The 21091-nt window shown below is 65.6% G+C and carries 16 protein-coding genes; 12 read left to right on the forward strand and 4 right to left on the reverse strand.

Annotation, left to right across the window (positions count from 1 at the left end; all coding sequences use genetic code 11):
• The first annotated feature begins 17 nt into the window (after positions 1–17).
• From AABD04_RS21245 to AABD04_RS21285, 9 genes are all read left to right on the forward strand, one after another.
• Positions 18–1790, forward strand: coding sequence for an alpha/beta fold hydrolase (locus tag AABD04_RS21245; protein ID WP_341442349.1), 1773 nt, complete (start codon positions 18–20; stop codon positions 1788–1790).
• 95 nt (positions 1791–1885) lie between these two features.
• On the forward strand, positions 1886–3439 hold the full coding sequence (locus tag AABD04_RS21250; protein WP_341442350.1) for a lipopolysaccharide biosynthesis protein: 1554 nt from the start codon (positions 1886–1888) through the stop codon (positions 3437–3439).
• Positions 3436–4716 (forward strand): hypothetical protein, encoded by a 1281-nt coding sequence (locus tag AABD04_RS21255; RefSeq protein ID WP_341442351.1) that lies wholly within the window; start codon positions 3436–3438, stop codon positions 4714–4716. The genes AABD04_RS21250 and AABD04_RS21255 overlap by 4 nt, the downstream gene beginning before the upstream one ends.
• The gene (locus AABD04_RS21260) at positions 4713–5426 is read left to right on the forward strand and encodes a DUF998 domain-containing protein (protein ID WP_243596730.1); all 714 of its coding nucleotides are present in this window, start codon (positions 4713–4715) and stop codon (positions 5424–5426) included. Before AABD04_RS21255 ends, AABD04_RS21260 begins: the two co-directional genes overlap by 4 nt.
• A complete protein-coding gene (locus AABD04_RS21265) occupies positions 5423–6400 on the forward strand; it encodes a glycoside hydrolase family 16 protein (protein ID WP_341442352.1) in 978 nt (325 codons plus the stop codon). The genes AABD04_RS21260 and AABD04_RS21265 overlap by 4 nt, the downstream gene beginning before the upstream one ends.
• 62 nt (positions 6401–6462) lie before the next feature.
• Positions 6463–7749, forward strand: a complete 1287-nt coding sequence (locus tag AABD04_RS21270) for a glycosyltransferase family 2 protein (protein ID WP_243608988.1) — start codon at positions 6463–6465, stop codon at positions 7747–7749.
• Between the two features lie 16 nt (positions 7750–7765).
• Positions 7766–9982 carry a hypothetical protein gene (locus AABD04_RS21275; RefSeq protein ID WP_243596733.1) on the forward strand — a complete coding sequence of 739 codons (2217 nt, stop codon included), beginning with the start codon at positions 7766–7768 and terminating at the stop codon, positions 9980–9982.
• Between the two features lie 213 nt (positions 9983–10195).
• Positions 10196–11053: a glycosyltransferase family 2 protein gene (locus AABD04_RS21280; RefSeq protein ID WP_243596734.1), complete on the forward strand. Its 858-nt coding sequence runs from the start codon at positions 10196–10198 to the stop codon at positions 11051–11053.
• Positions 11050–12012: a glycosyltransferase family 2 protein gene (locus tag AABD04_RS21285; RefSeq protein ID WP_243596735.1), complete on the forward strand. Its 963-nt coding sequence runs from the start codon at positions 11050–11052 to the stop codon at positions 12010–12012. The genes AABD04_RS21280 and AABD04_RS21285 overlap by 4 nt, the downstream gene beginning before the upstream one ends.
• 28 nt (positions 12013–12040) lie before the next feature.
• Here the strand turns inward: AABD04_RS21285 and AABD04_RS21290 are convergent, their stop codons facing one another.
• Positions 12041–14461, reverse strand: a complete 2421-nt coding sequence (locus AABD04_RS21290; protein WP_341442353.1) for a glycosyl hydrolase 2 galactose-binding domain-containing protein — start codon at positions 14459–14461, stop codon at positions 12041–12043.
• A complete protein-coding gene (locus AABD04_RS21295; protein ID WP_243596737.1) occupies positions 14458–15462 on the reverse strand; it encodes a DUF1839 family protein in 1005 nt (334 codons plus the stop codon). Before AABD04_RS21295 ends, AABD04_RS21290 begins: the two co-directional genes overlap by 4 nt.
• A gap of 359 nt (positions 15463–15821) precedes the next feature.
• On the opposite strand from AABD04_RS21295, the gene AABD04_RS21300 reads away from it, so the two are divergent.
• Positions 15822–16760, forward strand: a complete 939-nt coding sequence (locus AABD04_RS21300; RefSeq protein ID WP_341442354.1) for an endonuclease/exonuclease/phosphatase family protein — start codon at positions 15822–15824, stop codon at positions 16758–16760.
• Between the two features lie 12 nt (positions 16761–16772).
• Here the strand turns inward: AABD04_RS21300 and AABD04_RS21305 are convergent, their stop codons facing one another.
• Positions 16773–18128 carry an Hsp70 family protein gene (locus tag AABD04_RS21305; protein WP_341442355.1) on the reverse strand — a complete coding sequence of 452 codons (1356 nt, stop codon included), beginning with the start codon at positions 18126–18128 and terminating at the stop codon, positions 16773–16775.
• Positions 18129–18272: 144 nt separating this feature from the next.
• On the opposite strand from AABD04_RS21305, the gene AABD04_RS21310 reads away from it, so the two are divergent.
• Positions 18273–18782, forward strand: a complete 510-nt coding sequence (locus AABD04_RS21310) for an arsenate reductase/protein-tyrosine-phosphatase family protein (RefSeq protein WP_341442356.1) — start codon at positions 18273–18275, stop codon at positions 18780–18782.
• Positions 18783–18872: 90 nt separating this feature from the next.
• Positions 18873–19256: a hypothetical protein gene (locus AABD04_RS21315; protein ID WP_243596741.1), complete on the forward strand. Its 384-nt coding sequence runs from the start codon at positions 18873–18875 to the stop codon at positions 19254–19256.
• 13 nt (positions 19257–19269) lie between these two features.
• Here AABD04_RS21315 and AABD04_RS21320 read toward each other — a convergent pair whose 3' ends face one another.
• Positions 19270–21057 carry an ABC transporter ATP-binding protein gene (locus AABD04_RS21320; protein ID WP_341442357.1) on the reverse strand — a complete coding sequence of 596 codons (1788 nt, stop codon included), beginning with the start codon at positions 21055–21057 and terminating at the stop codon, positions 19270–19272.
• Positions 21058–21091: the final 34 nt, after the last annotated feature.

The following is a 21091-nucleotide window of genomic DNA, read 5'->3' on the forward strand; positions in this document are numbered from 1 at the left end:
CACGAAGGACCAAATCTGTGAACAGCCCCCGCACCGCTTCCCTACGCAACGGATCGGTTCCCGCCGAGTCCTCTTCGCGTACTGCGGGCGGCAAGTACCCGATGTGGTTCGGGCCGTCGGACGCGCCGCTGTTCGGTACCGTCCACGTGCCGTCGGGCGGGCGGGCGCGCGGCGGCGTCGTCCTGTGCCCGCCCCTGGGCAAGGAGCAGGTCGATTCGTATCGCGGCATGACGCTGCTCGCGCAGAAGCTCTGTGCAGAGGGACTTCTGGTGCTGCGGTTCGACTACAGCGGCACCGGCGATTCGTGGGGTGATCAGGATCGGCCCGACGCGGTCGCACGCTGGCAGCGCAGCATCGTCGAGGCCGTCGACTACGTTCGCGGATGCGGGCCCAGCGAGGTCGGTCTGGTCGGGTTGCGTGCCGGTGCTCTGCTGGCATGTTCGGTGGCCGCCGAGTGCGGGCCGCTCACCGCGTTGACGCTGTGGGATCCGGTCGTCAAGGGCCGGTCGTATCTGCACGAGCAGCGCGCTCTGTATTCGGTCAGCGTCACCACCGACTCCGATGCCGACTCCCGGGTGTCGATCATCGGCGCTGTGCTGCATCCGGATTCGGCCGCGAACCTCTCCGCACTCGATGCCGCGAAGACGAGAATCGACGCACCGGTGCTGGTCGCCACGCGTCCGGAGCGAAGCGACTCGAAGCCGGTTCGCAAGCTCGTCGAGACTCTCTCGGCTCAGGTACACACCCTGACCGCGCACGACGACTTTCTCGAGCCCAGTGATTTCGAGGTCATCATCCCGACGTCGGACATCGGTCATCTCTCGACGTGGACGGCGTCGAAGTTCCCCGTCGCACCGACCCACGATGTGGAGGTGACGCATCGGTCGCGGTTCGTGGTCGACGGAATCCACGAGAGCATCGAACACCTCGGCCCACAGGAGCTTTTCGCGATTCGTTCCACCTCGGATCGGTGCCTGCCCGGAGGCCCGACCGTGGTGTTGTACCCCACCGCCAACGAGCACCGCGTCGGCCCGGTGCGCATGTGGGTCGAACTGGCTCGGCTGCTGCCTCGGTTCGGGATATCGACGGTGCGCTTCGATCGACGCGGAACGGGCGAAAGCGGAACCGTGCCCGACGGGGAGTTGACCCGCCTCTACAGCGACGAGGGAAACGAGGACGCGCTCACCGCCGTCCGACAGTCGGGAACCTCTCCGGAAAACGTTCTGGTAGCCGGAATGTGTTCGGGCTCATGGTATTCGAGCTTCGCTGCCCGTGAGCTGGGGGTGCGTGCTGCCGTGCTGCTCAACACCCTGGACTGGACCACCCGTCGCCTCGAATTCGTCAAACGCTCCTCGATGCACATCGAGGAGGCGGGGTTGCGTGCTCGCACACTCGATCGTCTGCACCACCGTGGTGTGCGGATCAAGGATGCACTGCAGCCGCGGATGCCGTATGCCCTGTGGATCTGGCTGGGGCGACGCGGGCTCATCCAGGTTCCCGAGATCTCGCTGCGCATCCTGGCCGACCGGCACGTGCAGACGCGAGTGCTGCTCTCCCCCAGCGACGCCGCCTGGTTCGAGGCCAATCGTGGTCCGGAGGGAATGCGCCGGCTGCAGCGTCGATCGTCCGTCCCCACCGTCACCTCCTTCGAGTCCGGCGATCACTCGCTCTACGGTCGCGATCTGCGCGAGAACGTGAAAGCGGAACTCGTGGCGGCCATCTCTGCGACCTTCGATATCGAGATCGCCGCTCCGTCTCCGCCCGTGCCGGTAGGGCGGGTTCGGTTGTGAAGCACCGCGCTCCCAGGATTGCGCCACCCAGACACGAGCAGCTCGAACAGCTTCGGTGGTACCCGGTCGAACCGGCGCGATTCGACCTGGGTCTGATGAACAGCCCGACGATGCCGGTGCCGACCGAGCCTCGGCACAATCCCGTCCACTCGGTCGATGTTCCTGCCGACGTCGTCGAACAGGCGGCACCCGAGACGGGACCGGGATCGAAGGCCTCCGATCGCAACCTCGCGCTCAACTCGATGGCCCTGATGCTCTCCACTGTCATCACCGGCGCGTTGGGATTGTTGTTCTGGGCTGCGGCCGGACGGCTCTACCCCGTTGCCGAGGTCGGCAGCGCGTCGGCGGTCATCACGTCCGCGGTGATGCTCTCGACACTGTCCAACCTGAGCCTCGGTTCGATGTACGAGCGGTTTCTCCCGATCTCGGGTCGGCTCGCGAAGTCCTTCATCGTGCGCGGATACATCACGGTCACCGCGTTCGCGTTCGTACTCGGTGGCGGGTTCCTGCTGGTTGCTCCGGTGGACGAGATGTTCACCAACACTGCAGAAATCGTCTCGTTCCCGTTCTTCGTCGCGGTACTCGCCGTGTTCGCACTCCAGGATCAGACCTCGTCCGGTCTCGGCGTCGCACGCTGGGCGGCGGGCAAGAACGTCTTCCATGCCGTCGTCAAATTCGTGTTGCTGTTGGCGCTCTTCTCCACCGAGCGCAGTACCTCGATCATTTCCGCCTGGGCAGTCCCCGCCGTCGTGGCGTCGATCTTCGTGCTGCGTGCGATCTTCAAGAACCTTCGTACCGAGCAGCGGTACGCAGGCAAGCCGGATCTGCCGCCCAGGCGCGAGATGTGGTCCTACTTCGGCTCGGCGTACGGCATCACCGCACTCGGCTCGCTCGCTCCGCTGCTCGTACCGATGATCGTCGTCGCCACCCTCGGTGCCGAACAGAACGCGTACTTCTCCCTCACCTGGTCGATCGTCAGCGCCCTCTACATCCTGATCAGCGTGCTGATCGGCCCGTACGTGGCCGAGGTCGCGGCTCACCCCGCGCAGTTCCATCGCCTGACCAAACGATTCATGACACTCGTGTGCATCGTCGCGGTGGGAGGGTCGATCTTCCTGGCGTTCGTCGCACCGTTCGGTCTCGGATTGATCGGCCAGGGCTACCGCGATCAGGGCACCATCATCGTGCAGCTGGCCGCGCTGACCATCCCGCTCTCCGTCGTCGGTTCCCTGTACGACGGTTTGGCTCGTGTGCGTCGACGCATGCGTCTGGCCGTGATCGTGCAGGTGGTGGCCACCTCGATCATCATCGGCGGGTCGGTGGCACTGTCGTCGTCGATGGGCATCGCGGCCGTCGGCTGGGCCTACCTCGCTGCCGAGGCGTTCGGTGCCGTCGTGTTGATCGTGCCGCTCGTCCGCTGGATTCGTGAGTTGTCCGCGGGCAGCGACGGCGAATCCGACGACGATCCAGGACCGGCGGGCTCACCCGGACCGCACGGGCCGATCGAGGATCACGACGCCGGTTCGCGGCCCCGAGAACCCCGACAGGGCGAATCTCCTCGTCGCGAGCGTCAGGACGGTCCGCCGCAGCACGACCAACCGTCACCGCGTCGCATTCCGGTCCACGCTCAACACAGGACGGCACCATGACCGAGACCTATCGCGCCAGTTCGTTGGACATGCTGCGGTCCGATTCTCGAATCGTGACCGTGTTGGGGCCTGCGGATTTCGGCGATCTCGCACGGGTGCAGAACCGCGTGCTCGCGTTGGCATCCCTCGGTCCTGCGACTCGGCTGGGACTGCGGGCCGACCATTCTTCGGCAGGCTGGAGCTACGAGCCCGGACGGGTCCTCGAGCACATCACCGAGGGGCCCGCCGTCGACCGGCAGCAGTTGACCAAGGAACTCACCGAGTTCTCACACACGTCGAGGCCCGAGATTCCCCTCCGGATTCGGCTGGCCGGACGCTATTTGTTCCTCGATCTCAACCACGGTCTCGGCGACGCTCTGCTGCCGGTCGACCTGTTCGCGTACCTGGCCGACGCAACTCCCGATGCACCGTTCCCGGCCTGGGCCAGTAGCGCAGTCGACGGTCATCCGCTTCGAAAGGCACTGCTGCGCTGGATCGTTCGCAACCCGAGGAAGGTAGTCGACACGATCTACGGCCGCGTTCGTCCCGGCACCGTTCCCGAAGCCGCCGACCGGTTCGGCATATCCGACGCCGCATCGCCGACGGCATTTCGGCCCTGGGCACCGTCCGCCGCGGTGGCCACGGCGGTGACCCGGCAGGGGACCACCGACGCGATCCGCCGGTGGCGAGAAACCCATCTGCCCGGCGCGAGCGTCAGTGCGGTGATGTGCGCCGCCGTGGCCACAGCGTTCGCACGCACGTCTTTTCCCGTCGATCGGTCAGCAGCATTTCTGTTCGACTGCCGCCGTTATCTTCCGCCGTCGACCGTCGTTCTCGGGAATTTTGCTGCCGGGATCGGGTTCTCCGACATCGATCCCACCTCGGCCAGGGAAGTACACGACGCGTTGTCCGGGGCCATCGCCAAGGGCCGTCCGATCGCCTCGGCGACGATCAGCACCATCAAGTACAAGCGCGAACAGAAGGCCGTGTCCGGGGTGTTCGACGACCGCGTGCCGGTGCAGCCGAAGGTCAGACTCATGTACTCCGATGTCGGTCGAGTCCGGCAGCTGGAGCAGGTCTCCTGGTGTGCCGAGCCTGCCGACCGTGCCTTCTTCGTGATCGCCGATCCGGGCCGACCGGAGTCGGTGATGATCACGATGGAAACCATCGGTTCGGTCGTGTTCGTCTCGGCGTCGTTCCACGACAACGTTTTCGACAGCCACATGGTGCATGCCGCACTCGGTCTCGTCGCAGCCGACCCCCTCGCATTGCTCGCCCCTCAGGAGAAGACCGCATGACCACCGCAGCGAAGCGCCCCACGAAACCCGAAGCCAAGCGCCCCACGTCGAACACCATCGCACGGTCGGCTCCGTCGAGATCGGGCTTCGTCGCCCATGTCGCTCGCTGGGCGGGCCTGTCGGTGGTGCAGTTCGTCCTCGTCGAGTACATCGTGTCGGCCACGTGGCGCGGGCTCTACAGCTACCGGAACAACTACATCAGCGAGCTCGGCATTCCGTTCTGCGGGCCCACCGGCAACTGGCCGTGCAGCGAGCTCTACGTTCTCCTCAACGCCTCGATGGTGCTGTTCGGTCTGGCGATCGCGGCAGTGGGCGGATCCTGGTACATCGTCCGCCGGATCGATGGCAGAGCTGCGTCGTTCTTCGTCGTCGCAGGTGTCGGCGCCATCACCGCGGGCGTGGTCAATCAGGGCGTGAACTACCCGATCCACTCGTTCGGCGCCACCGTCTTCTTCATCTTCGGCAACTTCGGCCTCGTCATCGCCGGTGGGCACCCGAGCCTGCGACGCAGCATCCGCGTCGCGGTCACCGCGCTCGGTGCCGTCGGCCTGGCCGGCTACTTCGCCTACATGAGCGGTCACGAATTCGGACTCGGCATCGGTTCCATGGAACGCATCGCCACCTATGCCCTGCTCGTGGGCGTAGTCGTACTGTCGGTCTCGCAGTTCAACGCGACGCGGGCACCGAAGACCGTCGACGAGACCGCGTGAATCGTCACGCCGCATCGAGCCGAGAGTCCGGAACGAGGACAGTCGAGGTATCGCGGCTACCCGGAACCGGGCTCATCGTCGAGCGTCCGCGACGTCGCCTACCGTCTGTGCTGGCGTTCCTGATCGTGCTCGGCTTGGTCGCCACCGGCACCGTGTACGGGCTCTCCCAACGCTCGGACGGAGCAGACATCGAGAGCGAGTCCATCGCCAACGGCACCGGGTCGACGACGTCACAGTCCGACACCGCTGCGGCCAAGCCCGGATACACCGTCTACGACGACTTCTCGGGGACGGCCGGCGATGCGGTGGCGGACGACCGATGGAGTCACGACGTCGGACAGACCGGTTGGGGCAACAACGAGAAGCAGAACTACACCGATTCGACCGAGAACTCGTCTCTCGACGGAGACGGCCACATGGTCGTCAACGCGTTGCGCAACGGTGACGGCTATACCTCGGCCCGGGTGACCACCAAGGACAAGTTCGAGTTCACCTACGGCCGCATCGAAGCTCGGATCGAGATGCCGGCCGGAGCAGGCCTGCATCCGGCATTCTGGATGCTCGGTACCGACCTGGACTCCGTCGGCTGGCCCCTGTCCGGCGAGATCGACATCATGGAGACCCTGAACCAGGCCGATCAGTACCACACCGGAATCCATGCGCCCCAGCCGGATTCGTTGACCAGCCAGAAGGTGGATGCAGGCGGGATTCCGCCGGAGCCGCTGTCGGAGAACTTCCACACCTACTGGGTCGAGCGATCACCGGGCCGGGTGACCACCGGAATCGACGACACCACCTTGGCCACCATCACCCCGGCCGACCTGATCGGCGGTGCCGACTACTGGGTCTTCGACAAGCCGTTCTTCCTGCTGTTCAACGTCGCCGTCGCCGGCGACTGGCCCGGCCCCACCGACGACTCGACGCCGTTCCCGGCGACCATGATGGTCGACTGGGTTCGGTATCGCGCCGACTGAGACCTCGCTGACTGAGACCTCGCTGAATCCGACCCGACGTGTCACCCGAAAGGACCCCCTCCGTGTTACCTCCCGCGCTCCCCAGACTCCAGTCTCCCGAGTGGGACGGTGCTGTGTGGATCGGTGACATCGACCTGGAGCAGGATCTTCCCCTCTCCCTCGCTCTCGACGATTCCGACGGTTATCGCCGTGCCCGGCTGTTGATCCGACGCGGCCTCGATCCACTCGGCTTCGTCGAACTCGATGTCGTCGACGGCGCGGTCACGGCGGCAGATGTGCGACGAGCGGCGATGTCGCTCGCCCAGGTTCCGATGCCCGACGCTCTGCCCGACCCCGACCGGGCGCTACCGCCGATCACCGTGGTGATCTGCACCCGCGACCGAGTCGATCATCTGAAGGGCGCGCTGGCATCGGTGTCGGGCCTGGACTACCCCGACTTCGAGGTGGTCGTCGTCGACAATGCGTCCCCGACCGATGCCACGCAGCAGTACGTTCGCGGGCTGGGCGACCCGCGCGTTCGCGTCGTGTCCGAGCCGACGCCAGGCCTGTCGAGGGCCAGGAACACGGGGTTGCGGGCCGCGCAGCACGACATCGTGGCATTCACCGACGACGACGTCGCCGTCGACGCCAAATGGTTGCGCAGCATCGCGCGCGGCTTCGGGCGGACCGATGGGGTCACGTGCGTGTCCGGCATCGTGCCGAGCGGCGAGATCAGGACTCAGGCACAGGCGTACTTCGATCGCCGCGTCGGGTGGGCGAGTTCGGTCACGCCTCGGGTGTACGACCTGAAGAATCCGCCTGCCGATGTACCGCTGTTCCCGTTCCAGGTGGGGATGTACGGAACCGGAGCCAATTTTGCGGTCGCCCGAGAGCGGATGTTCGATCTGGGCGGATTCGACGAGTCACTGGGAGTCGGCTCCCCGACCAACGGCGGAGAAGACCTCGACATGTTCTTCCGGGTTCTGATGGCCGGCGACAAGCTGGTCTACGAGCCGGCCGCCATCGTGTGGCACCGGCACCGCGCCGACTCCGAGGCATTGGCGGTGCAAGCCCGCGGTTACGGTCTCGGCCTCGGTGCGTGGCTGTACACCGTCGCGACGAACCGCAGATCAGCGACGCTGGCCGCCACGGTCGCCGTCCGCCGACTCGGCAGCGCCATTCGCCTGTCCGCCAAGATGAGCAAGGTCGCCTCACCTCCCGACGATCTCGCTGCCGATCTGCCCGACGGCATCGGCCGGATGGAATTGCTGTCCATCGCCAAGGGTCCTGCGGCCATTCGCCGCAGCAGGCGCGAAGGTCGCGAACGCACTCCTCTGGCGGGGGTGAGCCGTGAGCCGGTCCTCGACTGATTCCGGATTCCGGTCCATGGCGGATCTACGGCACACACTGTTCGTCCCGTCCGAGTGGACCTTCGACTGGCCCGTCGGCACCACCGACTCCGCTGCAGGCACACGTCGGCGTGCGGGCAGCCGACTGCGCTACTCCGACATCAGCGTGCTCGCCGCACTGTCCGGCCTGACCTCGATGATCGCACTGCCGACGCTCGTTCGCGTCGTCCTGCTCGCGGTCCTGCTGTTCTTCGGTCCAGGTGCCGCGATCCTGTCGTGGGTCCGCATTCCTCGCACTGCGGTCCCTGCGGCACTGCCGATTCTGAGCATCTCGGTGGTGACGCTGATGGTGTCGGTGGCGATGTGGGGATACCGCTGGTCGCCCCGGATGTGGACGTTGTTGCTGTGCGTGGCCCTGATCGGCTCGTCGGTGCTGTGGTACCGCAAGCACGGCCGCCCCGACCTGTCGTGGTGGATCGCGCGGGCACGTGAGGTGGCCGCACCGTCGTCGCGAACGGCAGCGATCACCTCGGTCCGGTTCGCGCTGACCGACCGAGAGACGCTGCGACGCAATGTGGCCGGCCTGATGCTGGCACTGGCGTTCTTCCTGTGGCTACCGCTGCTGCCGGGTCTCGAGCGCGCGACGTACTCGCAGTTCGGGTTGCTGACCGCCGGCACCGGCCCAGGGCTCGTACTGTGCATGATGCTGATCATGGCGGCGTTCCTGATCGCGCTGCGACGTCGTCAGCTGCGCACCATGCTGGCCGCGATCGGCCTGGCCATCGTGGTTCAGCGATTCACGGTCACCCTCGTCACCTCCGCTCCGATCTACGACTGGACGTACAAGCACGTCGCGGTCACCGAGTTCGTCCTGGACATGAACCGGCTGACTCCGACCGGTGTCGACATCTACAGCGAGTGGCCCAGCTTCTTCCTCGTATCCGCCTGGTTCCAACACGTCACCGGATACGACACGCTCTCCCTGGCGCACGTGTTCGCGCCGATGGTCCACGTGGTTCTCGCGGCGGCCGTCTACGGACTGGCACGGGTGATGAAGTTCGACAAACGCGCGGCGATCACGGCGGCGATGCTCGCCGAGGTCATAAACTGGGTGGGTCAGGACTACTACTCACCGCAGGCGTGGGCCGTACTGCTCGCCGTGGGCTTCCTGGCGCTGCTGATGTCCTCGACGCTCACCAGGTCCGCGGCATTCTTGTCGATCGTTCCGTTCGCCGCGCTGGTGCCCACGCACCAGCTGACTCCGTACTGGTTGATGGCCGTGACCGGCGTTCTGCTGGTGACCCGACGCGCCAAGCCGTGGTGGCTGATGATTCCGCTCGGCATCATCCTGTTGGGATACCTGTATCCGCGATTGCCGATCGTGGCACCGTACGGACTGTTCCAGGGGTTCGATCCCGTGCAGAACGCAGCGAGCAACGTCAAGGAAGAAGGGGTGCTCGGCAAGCAGATCACGTCTCTGGTCTGCCGCGCCCTGTCCGGCGGGGTGTTCGCGCTGGCGTTCGTCTCGGCGATCTACGCCTGGCGTACGAAGAAGACGTTCTGGGCACCGATGGTGATGGCATTCGGATCGATCATGTTGCTCGCCGGGCAGAGTTACGGCGGCGAGGCGATCTTCCGGGTGTACCTCTACGCGATTCCCGGCTGCGTTCTGTTGATCACTCCACTGTTCCTGGCGCTGTTCGACCGTGAGCCGCCCCAGGATCGACCGTCCAGGGCCCGCAGGATCACTGCCCGGACCTCTGTCGCAGTTGCCGTGGCCGGAGCGCTCGGATCAGCCGTGCTGGGTTTGCAGAGCTACTTCGGTCTGTGGCCGATCGTGCTCGAGCATCGCGAACAGATCGACGACGCTCGCGCGGTGGCAGCACAGGCACCGCCGGGTACCTCGGTGACGATGTTGTACTCCACGGGCTACCCGGCCAGGTCCACGTCGGACTACGGCCGCCTGACCGAGGCCGACGACTACTGGGACGTTCCCCTCTATGCGCTGGGCCCGGAGTACATGGAGGGCTTTCCGACACCCGCGAAGCTCGGCGATCTCGACTACAAGGCGTCGAGCAGCGACACCCCCACATACATGGTGCTGACCCGTCAGTCGCTCGAAGCGATGCAGTACTACGGATTCGTCGCCGACGATTCGGTCGCGCGTTTCCGACAGTGGCTCGCCACCAACTCGGCGTGGTCGGTTCGGTACGCGGACACCAACACGATCGTCTACCAGTACCGATCCAGCTGATCGAATCACAAACTATGACGTGCATCTCCAAACAATCTTTCAGATTGTTTGATTGCAGCTTGACAATCTCCTAGCTTCTTTTAAGCTTGCTTTCAGTCAATGGAAACAGGTTCTTACGCTTCGGACCGAACGCGAAGACACTGTCTGTGGATGCGGCGGGGGTCGATTCACGGAGTTCGGAGACATCTGCCCACCGCACTCGACCCATGTGGAATGGATATGTTGAATCGTAAGAATCCCCGCGTCAGTGTCGTCATCCCGACGCTCAACGAGGCCGCAAACCTTCGTCACGTCCTCCCACTGCTCTCCCACGACTACGAGCTCGTGCTGGTCGACGGTGGGTCCGTCGACGGCACCATCGATGCCGCTCGCGAGATTCGTGGCGACATTCGGATCATCAAGCAGACCCGCAAGGGTAAGGGCAACGCGCTCGCCTGCGGCTTCGAGGCTGCCACCGGCGACATCATCGTCATGTTCGACGCCGACGGCTCCGCCGATGCGGCCGAGATCCCGCGCTTCGTCGACGCCTTGATCGCCGGTGCCGACTTCGCCAAGGGCAGCCGGTTCTGCGAGGGTGGCGGAAGCCACGACATCACCCCGTTGCGACGCGCCGGAAACGGTGGCCTGCATCTGGTGGCCAACACACTCTTCGGAACGCGCTTCTCGGATCTCTGCTACGGCTACAACGCCTTCTGGCGAGATCTGGTGCCGGTCCTCGACCTGCCCGTCGTCGATCAGCCGGGTGCCGAAGGCATGATGCTGTGGGGCGACGGTTTCGAGATCGAGACCATCATCAACTGCCGCTTCGCCGAGGCGTCCGTGCGGATCGAGGAAGTCCCGAGTGTCGAGCTGGCCCGCATCTACGGCCAGAGCAACCTGCGCACCTTCTCCGACGGCTTCCGGGTGCTGCGCACCCTGATGACCGAGCGCATGCGCGCACGCAAGATCTCTCGCAAGTCCATCGTCCGCCCGTCGCGAGAGTCGATCGATGCGCGTACCGACATGGACCTCGAGTTCGAGGCTCTGCAGTCCTACAACGAGGTTCTCGAGCTTCGCGAGAAAACGGCGTGAGTCTGCCGACTTCGTCGGTTGTCATCTGCGCGTACACGTTGGCTCGGTGGACCGAACTCCGGGCCGCCGTGCTGGCCGTCCTCGATCAGGATGTGCCTGCCGAAGAACTGATCATCGTCATCGATCACAATGCGCAGCTGGCCGAGCGCGCACGCACCGAATTCTTGCCGCTGCACCGAACCGTGAACGTGGTGGACAACAACCACCCTCGCGGCCTCTCGGGAGCGCGCAACACCTCGCTCGACCTTGCCAGCGGTGAGATCGTCGTGTTCCTGGACGATGATGCATCACCGCGCACCACAGAGTGGCTCGGAGCCATTCTGTCCCATTACTCGGACGATGCCGTGTACGCCGTTGGGGGCTCTGCATACCCGGTATGGCCGGACAAACGTCCGGCCTTCCTACCGGCCGAGGTAGTGGGTGAACCCGGCGAACTCGATTGGGTCGTCGGGTGCACCTACCGCGGGCAGCCAACGGAAACCGCTCAGGTCCGCAATCTCATGGGCGCGAACATGTCGTTCCGCCGTGAGCCCGTCGTCGCGCTCGGGGGATTCGTCTCCGGCATCGGCCGGATCGGGCGTGTCCCGCTCGGCTGCGAGGAGACGGAATTGTGCATCCGGCTGCGGCAGACGCATCCCGATGCACAGATCGTGTTCGATCCCTCGATCGTCGTCGACCACACGGTCAGTGCAGACCGCACTCGTCCGCGCTATCTCATCACGCGCAGTTACGCCGAGGGCGTCTCAAAGGCCGCCATCGCCCGATTGATCGGTGCCGAGGACGCACTGTCGTCGGAGCGTGCGTACACCGCCAAGATCCTGCCTCGCGCAGTCGGTCGCGAAACCAGTGCTGCCGCCCGTGGCAATCCGGTGCGCGCCTGGGGTGCGATGGCCGTGGTAGCCAGTGTCGGCGCAGCCGGAATCGGCTATGCGCGTGGAAAGCTCAGCACGAGCCGCTAGCGGCAGGTGCACAAAAGTTCGTAGCCCACTACGAATTTCCGCTCACGACCTTCGGCACCACCGAGGCCCGCTCCACGGAGTTGAGGGCGCGTACATGTCCGCGGGGCGCACTCGCGCCACGTCCGACCAGAGTCAGCGTACGAGGTTCGTTCGGTGCCAGATGGAACCACGAGTCGGACGCCTCGAATCCGTCGATGTCGACGCAGACGTACTGCGCCGGCCAGCGGGACAGGACAGTCAATTCCCATGTTCCAGAATCTATTTCGACGACCTCTGCGCTCAATCCCACCGTGTTCTGACGGCTCTGCGCACCGACCAGGGCGGTGGTTCGGGTCACCTCGACGCCATCGTCGTTCAGAAACAGCACGGTGACGGCGGAGTAGGTTCGACTGCCGAAACGGTACACATGGTTGGCGTCGGTGAAGGTGCCGACGATGGAGTCCACCGTCAGCGCGATCGACGCGTTCGCCTGCACGGTCACCGCCTGCTCGAACTCGTGACTGCCGCGGGAGGCGTGCAGCACCACTCGGATACTGCCCGAGCATGCCGGTCCGTCGTTGACCAGTTCCACGGAGTAGCCGTCGAGCCCGTTGTCGGACAACAGCAGTGCCAGCGGGGCACTGGCCCGTGCCAACGCATAGAAGGGGGCCTTCGGCACACCGGCGGTATCCACGATGCCCCAGCCGGCACCGGGAACCGAATCCCGCAACGTGAGCACCAAGGCTCCGGCGCACCCGGAGGATGCCCGACGCCAGTGGCCGAGCGCCTCGGTGAACGCTTCCACGATCGCCGCTCTGCCGTAGTCGAGGTACAGCTCGGCGTCGTCACGGCGAATCAGATGCGGGTCGACGCCGAAGATCGTGCGTACGTAATGATCTCGCACGTCCTCGAAGTCCCAGGACGAGCCGCGATCACGTGGAACTGCCGCCTTCCAGTCCGGGTGGTGACCGGCGACGGCCGCGGACCCGAAGAACTTCTCCACCTGCCCTCGTTCCGGAGGAACCGAGAAGGCGAGGCATTCTGCCGCGAAACGCAGTCCTGCAGTGCGGATATCGGATAACGGTCGCAGATAGCCGCCCACCCCGAAGTAGTGCGCGATGCCGTCGCCCACGTGGGTGTGCAGTTCATCGCTCACCCCGGACGGGCTCGACGTCACGTAGGCGACTCCGGGCAAACGAAGGGTGATGAAGTCTGGAACTATTTTGTCCAGCAGCACCATTCGCTGATCCTCGGCCGCGAGGCCCAGCATCGTGGGCTGCTGCTGCGTCTCGCTTCCACCGCTGACGACCATCAGAGCCGGGTTCGCCGAGACGGTAGCGGCGAACGCGTCGAGCTCGCCGTCCACCAGCGCCATGTACGTCTCGTCCGTAGGCGGGTCAAGGGTGCCGAACATGATGTCCTGCCACACCATGATGCCCAGTTCGGCGCACAGAGACCAGAATTCGGGCTGCTCGTAGACAAGGGTTCCCACCACCCGCACCATGTTCACCCCCGCCGAACGGAGCTGCTCCAGCGCTGCCCGCAGATCTTCTTCCGGCGACCACAGCCGCACCGGATCCAGCGGCGTCCACGTGCCACCGCGGCAGAAGATGGGCTCGCCATCGACCGTCAGTACGGCGCCGCCCTCCGTCCGGTCCAGGTGCGCCGTGCGAAACCCCACGACGGCCTGGTGGCGGACGGTGCCGTCGACCTCGAGCGCGACGCGATACGTCCGCGGTCTGCCGTGCGTGTGCGGCCACCAGAGTTCGACGTCGAGCAGCGTCACCGAGCGGTCGATGCGCTCGACCGTTCCGAAGTCGAAGCCCTTGTCGTCGATCAGGATTCGGGCCACGCCCGGAGCATCCAGCTCGGCGCGGACTGTGAGGATGCCGTCCGCATCGGACACCGCGGTCGACAGTTCGACTCGACGAACGTCGGGCACCACTGTCATCGACACCGGACGCCACGGTCCGACGGGCACCGGAAGGGGCCCGTACACCGGTGCGCGACCGAGCATCGTGGTCCGCTCGTGTCGCAGCCCCTGCGCGGCGACCAGCGAGGATCGCCACCGACCACGGGGGCGTCGAGACTTCAGACTTGCAGCCAACGATTCGACGTGGATCGCGATCGCGACGGTGCCTCCACAATCCGTCAGATCCAGAATCTCGGGAACGAACATCGACGTCACGCTCGCGCGGTGGATGCCATCGATCCAGATCTGGGCACGGGTGGCGATGCCGCCGAACGTCAGCTGCACCCGGCGATGGTCACCGGTGAAGACGTCGGCGACGAACCACCAGTCGTGATCGTCCGGATTCACCGCGAGTGAGTCTCCGAGCGCGGCGGCAACCGTGCCGGGCACCACGGCGTCGAACCACTCGAGATCGTGCTGCAGGTCGCGGGGGTCGAGAACGGAGCCGGCATCGGTTCGGGCCAGCCGCCACGGAGCGCCGTCGAGCAGATCGATCACGTGCCCAATGCACCTGCAACGATGTCCATGGCTGCAGACCAGTTCTTGCTCATCTCGATGAGCGGCTCGTCGAGCACCACATCCCGGCCACGAGCTGCGCGCGCCATTCGGAACTGAACGGCCTTGGCCCCGGACGCGGCGTCGAGGAAGTGTTGTGCGGCATCGGCAACACCCGTCACTCCTCGACCTTCGAGGTACTGCACGTAGTTGGCCGCGAGCTCTGCAGTGGCACCGAACTGACGAAGCAGACCGAACGACCAGAGATGAAATGCGTCGGGCCCCGCGGTCTGCACGAGCGGGATGTCGGCGATGATGCGTCCGGCCAGCGCCTCGACCGGGTTACCGGGAGCTCGGCGAGCAAGGTGAGCGCGGGCGACGTCGAGGTCGCGGTCACCGAACCCGGCGTCGAGCACTGCGGGGTCCACCCGGATCTGCTCGACGTACGGCAGCAACACCTCGGCGTGCGGTTCGGGCGCGAGGTTGAAGATCCCGTCGAAGTCGGCCCCGGTGAGCTCGAAGTAGCCGCGGTTGTGGAAGTACCCCATCACCTTGCCGTCGCGATCGACGAGGTTGGGGACGATGGTGGTCTTGGTGTGCTGATTGCGATAGCTGGTCCCTGCGGTATCAGGCAGCCAGAAGCCGTCGACCTCCACGGTGACGTGGATGCCGTCTTCCAGACCCTCGACGACGTGTTCGAGGACAGGACGCCACACGTTCATCTCGGCCACACCGATGCCGTACAGGGTCCGCAGGTCCTCCGGTGCGATTTTCACGAAATCCCACTGCCGCCCGTCGCATCCCGCGCTCAGCACGAAGGCGAGGGCAGGAGTGGGATCGGTGCCGAGAGAATGCAGCACTTCGATCCACAGATCGACATAGCAATTGGTTTCGGTCCAGATGCGGTCGTGATTGTGAATCGGGTGTGGTCGGTAACCGATGGGGTCGAGTTCGAGGACTCGTAGGCTGGTACCCAGCCGGTCCAGCACTGCATCGTTCGACATGAGGTCTCTCCTACCGGATCGAATGTCGGACGGTCCCCGAGCCGCATTTGTCCGTATTGCCTGTATCCAGGTTCCAATCCTAGCGAATCGGTTTGTTCTTCGCACTGGATCGGACGGTAAGATTGTTTTTGCCCGAGGAAACTACTTCCGAGGCCACCACTTCAGCAGCTGCGACATCCGACCCCGGAATCGCGGGCAATCACAGAGCGAGCAGTCGGTTCCACGCCGGTAATGCCGGTGCGCAGCTTGGTCGTGATTGCACTTACACAGAGGCTCTGAGCTGGGCACATGCCGAGTGTAGACAACACCCGCCACACGTATGCCCAACTCGGGAGCACGCAACAGGAGGCACGAGCGCAATGCGCCGTTTCGTCAGCAGCGCAGCGCTGGTCATCGGCTGGACCCTGGTCGCGGTCACTCTCGGAATGTTTGCCGTCCGCCAGTTCGGTGTGACCGAGATCACTTTTGTCGCGTTGGTCGTCGGAGCGCCGTACCTCGGCGTCGCCTCGATCCTCGCCGTGATCCTGTTCGCCGCAGCACGCTCCCGTCTCGGATCTGCCGTCGCCGTGGTGGTCACTGTCGCCGTCGTCGGCGTTCAGGTCCCGATGTTCCTCGCCGACGGCCCGGACAACACCGGACCGGAACTGTCGGTCCTGACGATCAATGTCGCGCACGGCGACGCCGACGCAGCATCCATCGTCGACGCAGTGCGCAGCAATGACGTCGACATTCTCGCCGTCCAGGAACTGACGCCCGAGGAAGTGACCGAGCTGCAGGCAGCGGGCATCGACGAGCTACTCCCGTTCTCCTTCACCGCCGCGCTCCCGGTGGCCGACGGCACCGGGCTGTGGAGCCGTACCCCGCTGACCGACGGCACCCGACTCGACAACTTCGGGTTCGTACCGGTGCAGGCCGGCACCACCGTCGACGGACAGGACCTGACCCTCGTCTCGTTCCATGCCATGTCGCCTGCCACGCCGCGACACACCACCGAATGGGACGCCGACCTGGCCAGGATGCGATCGATCATGGAGAGCTACCAGGGCACCGTCATCGTGGCGGGCGATTTCAACGCCACCAACGATCACCGGCAGTTCCGCACCCTGGCCTCGTCGCCGTTCTCCGACGCGGCCGACGCAGCAGGCGCGGGCCTGTTCCGCACGTTCCCTTCGGAGCGCCCGCTCGCACGCCTGGATCATGTGGTGACGAGCGAGAACGTCAGTGCCCTGTCGGTCCAGCCACTCGCAATCCCCGAGAGCGATCACCTGGCGGTTCTCGCCGAGGTCCAGCTGCCCTGAGCCGAAAGCGGGCTAGAAACGCGGCAACTGGATGACCGGTGGCGGCGGCAACTGGATCTGCGGCAGCTGAATCTGCGGAAGGCCGGGGATCAGCGGCGGCGGCGGAGCAGGTGCGGGCGCAGCGGGCGGAACGTACTCGGGCTCGGAGTAGGTGCGCGCCGGAGCCTGCGCGGCCTCGGTTGTGGGCGGCACGGTGGTGGTCGGCGGCGCAGTGGTGGGCGGGACCGTCGTTCTCGGCGTGGTGGGCACCGCCGTGATCGGAGCAGTCGTTTCCGCTGGAGCGCTCGTCGGTTCGGTCGAACCACCGCCGTACCCGAGAGACAATCCCAGAGCCGCGACGGCAACGAGACCACCCGCGACGAGTACCGCTCCACGCACTTTGCGCTTGGAGTCGGCGGGCTTGTCGGCAGCCGGCTCGGGACTCAACCAATCCGGAGCTCCGGTCAGAGACGCTGGATCGGAGGAAGACTGCCGAATCCCGGACTGCGGTGCCGGTCGACGCGGTGCGTCGGCCACGGGAGTCGCCAGAAGTGCCGCCCCGCGGGCAGCCACCGATTCCGGGTCTGCCGGCGTGACGACCGGGAGACCGATCCACGCACCGAGAATCGATTCCACCAGCGGAATGCGTGCGCCGCCGCCGATGAGGAATAGCGCGTCGACGTGCTTGGGTGAACGCCCGATCACGTCACGCACCAACCGCGCCGAGTACTCGATCGGAACGGTCACCAGAGATTCGAATGCCTCGCGCGAGATCAGGATCACGCCGCCGTCGCCGGGCAGGCACACGGCACCGCTGGTCGAGAGCTGCTCCTTGGCCACGCGGCACCGCGCGGTGAATGCACTCAGTTCTTGGTTGTCGGCAATGTCGACGCCCTGCTTGGCGAGCTGGTTGTCCGAGATGAGCCGATCGAAGTCGTCACCGCTGATGTCGATGGTGCGTTCGGCGAGCAGAACCTGCCCGGTGCCGCGGTCGATCACGCTGATCGTCAGCCCGGAGCTGCCGAGATCGTAGAGAGCAATGGTGCCGAAATGTCCCAGCTCACCCGAGGCCTCCAGGTATTGCAATGCCGCACGCGCCTCGGGAACCAGTCGATAGTTGTAGAGCCGCTGGCTCGCCATCGCCTGCTGAATCTCACCGAACTGCTGCTGGTCTCGGTACGCAACGCCGGTCGCCTGCACCGGCCCACCGTCACCGGGCTGCGAGAGCACGACCCCGATCGACTCGGCGGCCAATTCCTCGGCGCGATCCCAGTAGGCATCGACGGTGTCGTGGTGAAAATCGAGGCGACCCGAATTCTGAGGGCGCGCGTCGGGACGGGCCATGCGCACTGCGCTGGCCCCCACCGACACACCGAGAACTTCGGTCATTACCCGCCTTCGGTCGACTTCCCCGTGAACACACGCCGAGACTCGATGTCACGAACCGGTCTCGATCCCCCCTGCCAATGGCTCACTGTAGCGCGTCCCTCGGAGCACGGTGCGGCACCCGACCACACCACTACAGTTGCGATCATGCGCGTTCTGTTCGTCTGCACCGGGAACATCTGCCGATCGCCCACAGCGGAGCGCCTCGCGGCCGCGTTCGCTCACGAGGGCGGATTCGAGCTGACCGCGTCCAGCGCGGGAACGCAGGGCTTGACCGGACACCCCATGGACCCGACGGCAGCGACGGTGCTGATGCAGCTCGGCGGCGATCCCGACGGTTTCGTCGCCCGACGCCTCACGCCTGCCATCGCTACCGACGCCGACCTGGTGCTGACGATGACCGCGGCACACCGTGACGCCGTTCTGGCACTCGCACCGCGGCAGATGCGTCGCACCTTCACACTGCTCGAGGCATCCGGCCTGGCCGCCGCGTCCGGTGCGCACTCCGTTGCGGCACTCGCCGACGCGCGGGCCGTACATCGAATCGACACACTCGACATCGGCGATCCGTACCGCCGCGATCCGTCGGTCTACGAGCATGCCGGGGAGCTGATCGCGGAGACGCTGCCCGCTGTTCTGCGGTTGTCACCGCAGTGAACGCCCATCCCTCACCGCGTCCCTCGCTGAGGTAACGTTCTCGCATCATTGCCGACCATCCGGGTTCGGCCACGGCGTTAGGGTCTGTGCATGCGCGACAAGGTCATCGCGTTGGCAGCAGTAGCGAGCGCTGGGGTGGCCGTCGCTGTCGGACTGACCATCGGCGCGCTCGGTGGCGCGTTCGACGACACGAGTGAGACGGTGCGTCCACCGGCTCTGAGATCGGACGAGCTCAGTTCGGTAGAGATGACGCCGAGTTCGACGATCGTCATCGTGCCGCCCTCCCCCACCTGGCAGGTGGCACCACCCACCACCGCTCGCCCAACCACGACCACGCCGGATCGATCCGAGACGACGACGAGAAGCCCGCGCCGCACCCCGTCCTCGGACCGGACGACCACCACGTCCGAGGACGAGTCCGACGAGGAGAGCACCACCACCGAGTCCGAGGACGAGTCCGACTCGGGGCGGTAGGCTCCGGGCCTGCTCAGCTGGGTGTGCTCAACGCTGTGTTGTCGCCGATTCTCAACGCGGCCACCAGCTCTCGGTAGAGCGAGTCGGTCTCGATGAGTTCCTCGTGGGTGCCCCTGGCGCGGACCACTCCGTCCTCCATCACGAGGATGGTGTCGGCGTCGAGCACGGTGGACAACCGGTGCGCGATGGTCACGACGGCGGCGTCGGACGCGATCGATCGGATCACCTCGTGGATGGCCGCCTCCGTACGGCCGTCGACCTGAGCTGTCGCCTCGTCCAGCAGCAGAATCTGAGGGCGTCGAACGATGGCTCTGGCCAACGCAATTCGTTGCCGTTGCCCACCGGATATGGTCGATCCGATCAGGTCGGTGTCGAGTCCCTCGTCGAGCGCACGGATGGTCGAATCGAGTCGAACGGACTCGAGCGCCGCCCAGATGTCGGCCTCGCTGGCCTCGGGGTGGCTGAAGAGCAGGTTCTCACGGACCGAGCCGGGGATCACCGGCGTCTCCTGCTCCACGTACGACAACCGGGCTCGAACCTCGTCGATCGTCAGCTCGTCGTACGGGGTTCCGCCGAGCCTGATCTCGCCGGCCTCCGGCGTCAGGAAACGCAGGATCAGCGAGAAGACACTGGTCTTGCCTGCGCCCGACGGCCCGACGATCGCGGTGTGCCCACGCGCAGGCACCTGGAAATCGATACCGCGCACGGCCGGCTCCCTACCCGGTGCGTATCGGGCTGTGACGCTGCGGAATTCGAGAGCCGGGGCAGGCGCGTCGGTCCTCACCGACTGCGCAGAACCCGTCTCACCCTTTTCGGTGACCAGGTCGTCGATCTGGCGGATACGAGCGGCTGCGGCCATTCCGGCCTGCAACGCGGTGATGTTCGTGGCCAGCGTGGACACCGGCCCCATCACCTGGAATGCGTACAGCAGAAAAGCGATCAGACTCGACACGGCCAGCGCCCCGGTGCTGACGCGGTATCCGCCGAGACCGAGGATTCCGATGATCGCCAGCTGCACTCCACCCCCGGCGAACGTCCATGCCAGCGCGGAGATCTTGACCGCCCGCACGCTGTGCTGGGCGGAGATGCGCGCCTCAGCGATGACTCGCTCCGATTCGCGGGCCTCGGCTCTGCTGGACTTGACAGTACGGATCGCCCGCAGAGTGCCGTCGAGAATTCCGCCGAGGCGGCCCACCGCTTCCTGGGATTGCCGCTGGGCGACGGCGATAGGAGGCATCAGACGCGCGAACAACACCGCGATCGCAATGATCGCCGAGGCGATCGCGCCGAGCAGCACCAGATCGAGCACGGCCATGAGAATCAGTGCACCGACGAGGCCGACGACACTGTTGACGATCGCCACCAACGCATTCGACGTGGCCTCGCGCAGCAGAACGGTGTCGGAGGTGACCCGAGTGACGAGTTCTCCGGTGGGACGAGTGCCCAGACTTCCCACCGTGGCACCGAAGTACTTGCGCACGATGGTTTTGCGGGCGTCCAGCACCACGCGTTCGGCCAACACTCCCAGCACGATCCACTGCAGATACAGAACCAGCGATCCCACCACCAGCAGACCCACCAGAATCAGCACCGGCTGTATCAGGGACGCGTCGGTGCCGAGGCCGTCGAGCACTCCTTTGGCGACCATCGGCGTCGCCAGAGCGGCTCCGGTTCCGATCAGGCCGAGAGTCAGGCCCAGCGACAGTGTCCTACGATGCGGCCGAACGAACTGCCACAGCACCCGCAGATTCGGGACAGTTATCTTCTTCTTCTCCGCCGTAGCGAGCTGCACGTCGACCATGGCACCAGTGTGCCGGAAAGGGAGGTCAGGGCGG

Origin of the sequence: Rhodococcoides navarretei, assembly GCF_038069675.1 — a bacterium.
GTDB lineage: Bacteria > Actinomycetota > Actinomycetes > Mycobacteriales > Mycobacteriaceae > Rhodococcoides > Rhodococcoides navarretei.

What these genes read in the sequence shown, in the direction of transcription:
- AABD04_RS21250 (WP_341442350.1), top strand. Translation starts at nt 1,886, where the DNA reads ATGAACAGCCCGACGATGCCGGTGCCGACCGAGCCTCGGCACAATCCC.
- AABD04_RS21255 (WP_341442351.1), top strand. Translation starts at nt 3,436, where the DNA reads ATGACCGAGACCTATCGCGCCAGTTCGTTGGACATGCTGCGGTCCGAT.
- AABD04_RS21260 (WP_243596730.1), top strand. Translation starts at nt 4,713, where the DNA reads ATGACCACCGCAGCGAAGCGCCCCACGAAACCCGAAGCCAAGCGCCCC.
- AABD04_RS21275 (WP_243596733.1), top strand. Translation starts at nt 7,766, where the DNA reads ATGGCGGATCTACGGCACACACTGTTCGTCCCGTCCGAGTGGACCTTC.
- AABD04_RS21280 (WP_243596734.1), top strand. Translation starts at nt 10,196, where the DNA reads ATGGATATGTTGAATCGTAAGAATCCCCGCGTCAGTGTCGTCATCCCG.
- AABD04_RS21295 (WP_243596737.1), bottom strand. Translation starts at nt 15,462, where the DNA reads ATGTCGAACGATGCAGTGCTGGACCGGCTGGGTACCAGCCTACGAGTC.
- AABD04_RS21300 (WP_341442354.1), top strand. Translation starts at nt 15,822, where the DNA reads ATGCGCCGTTTCGTCAGCAGCGCAGCGCTGGTCATCGGCTGGACCCTG.
- AABD04_RS21305 (WP_341442355.1), bottom strand. Translation starts at nt 18,128, where the DNA reads ATGACCGAAGTTCTCGGTGTGTCGGTGGGGGCCAGCGCAGTGCGCATG.
- AABD04_RS21310 (WP_341442356.1), top strand. Translation starts at nt 18,273, where the DNA reads ATGCGCGTTCTGTTCGTCTGCACCGGGAACATCTGCCGATCGCCCACA.
- AABD04_RS21315 (WP_243596741.1), top strand. Translation starts at nt 18,873, where the DNA reads ATGCGCGACAAGGTCATCGCGTTGGCAGCAGTAGCGAGCGCTGGGGTG.
- AABD04_RS21320 (WP_341442357.1), bottom strand. Translation starts at nt 21,057, where the DNA reads ATGGTCGACGTGCAGCTCGCTACGGCGGAGAAGAAGAAGATAACTGTC.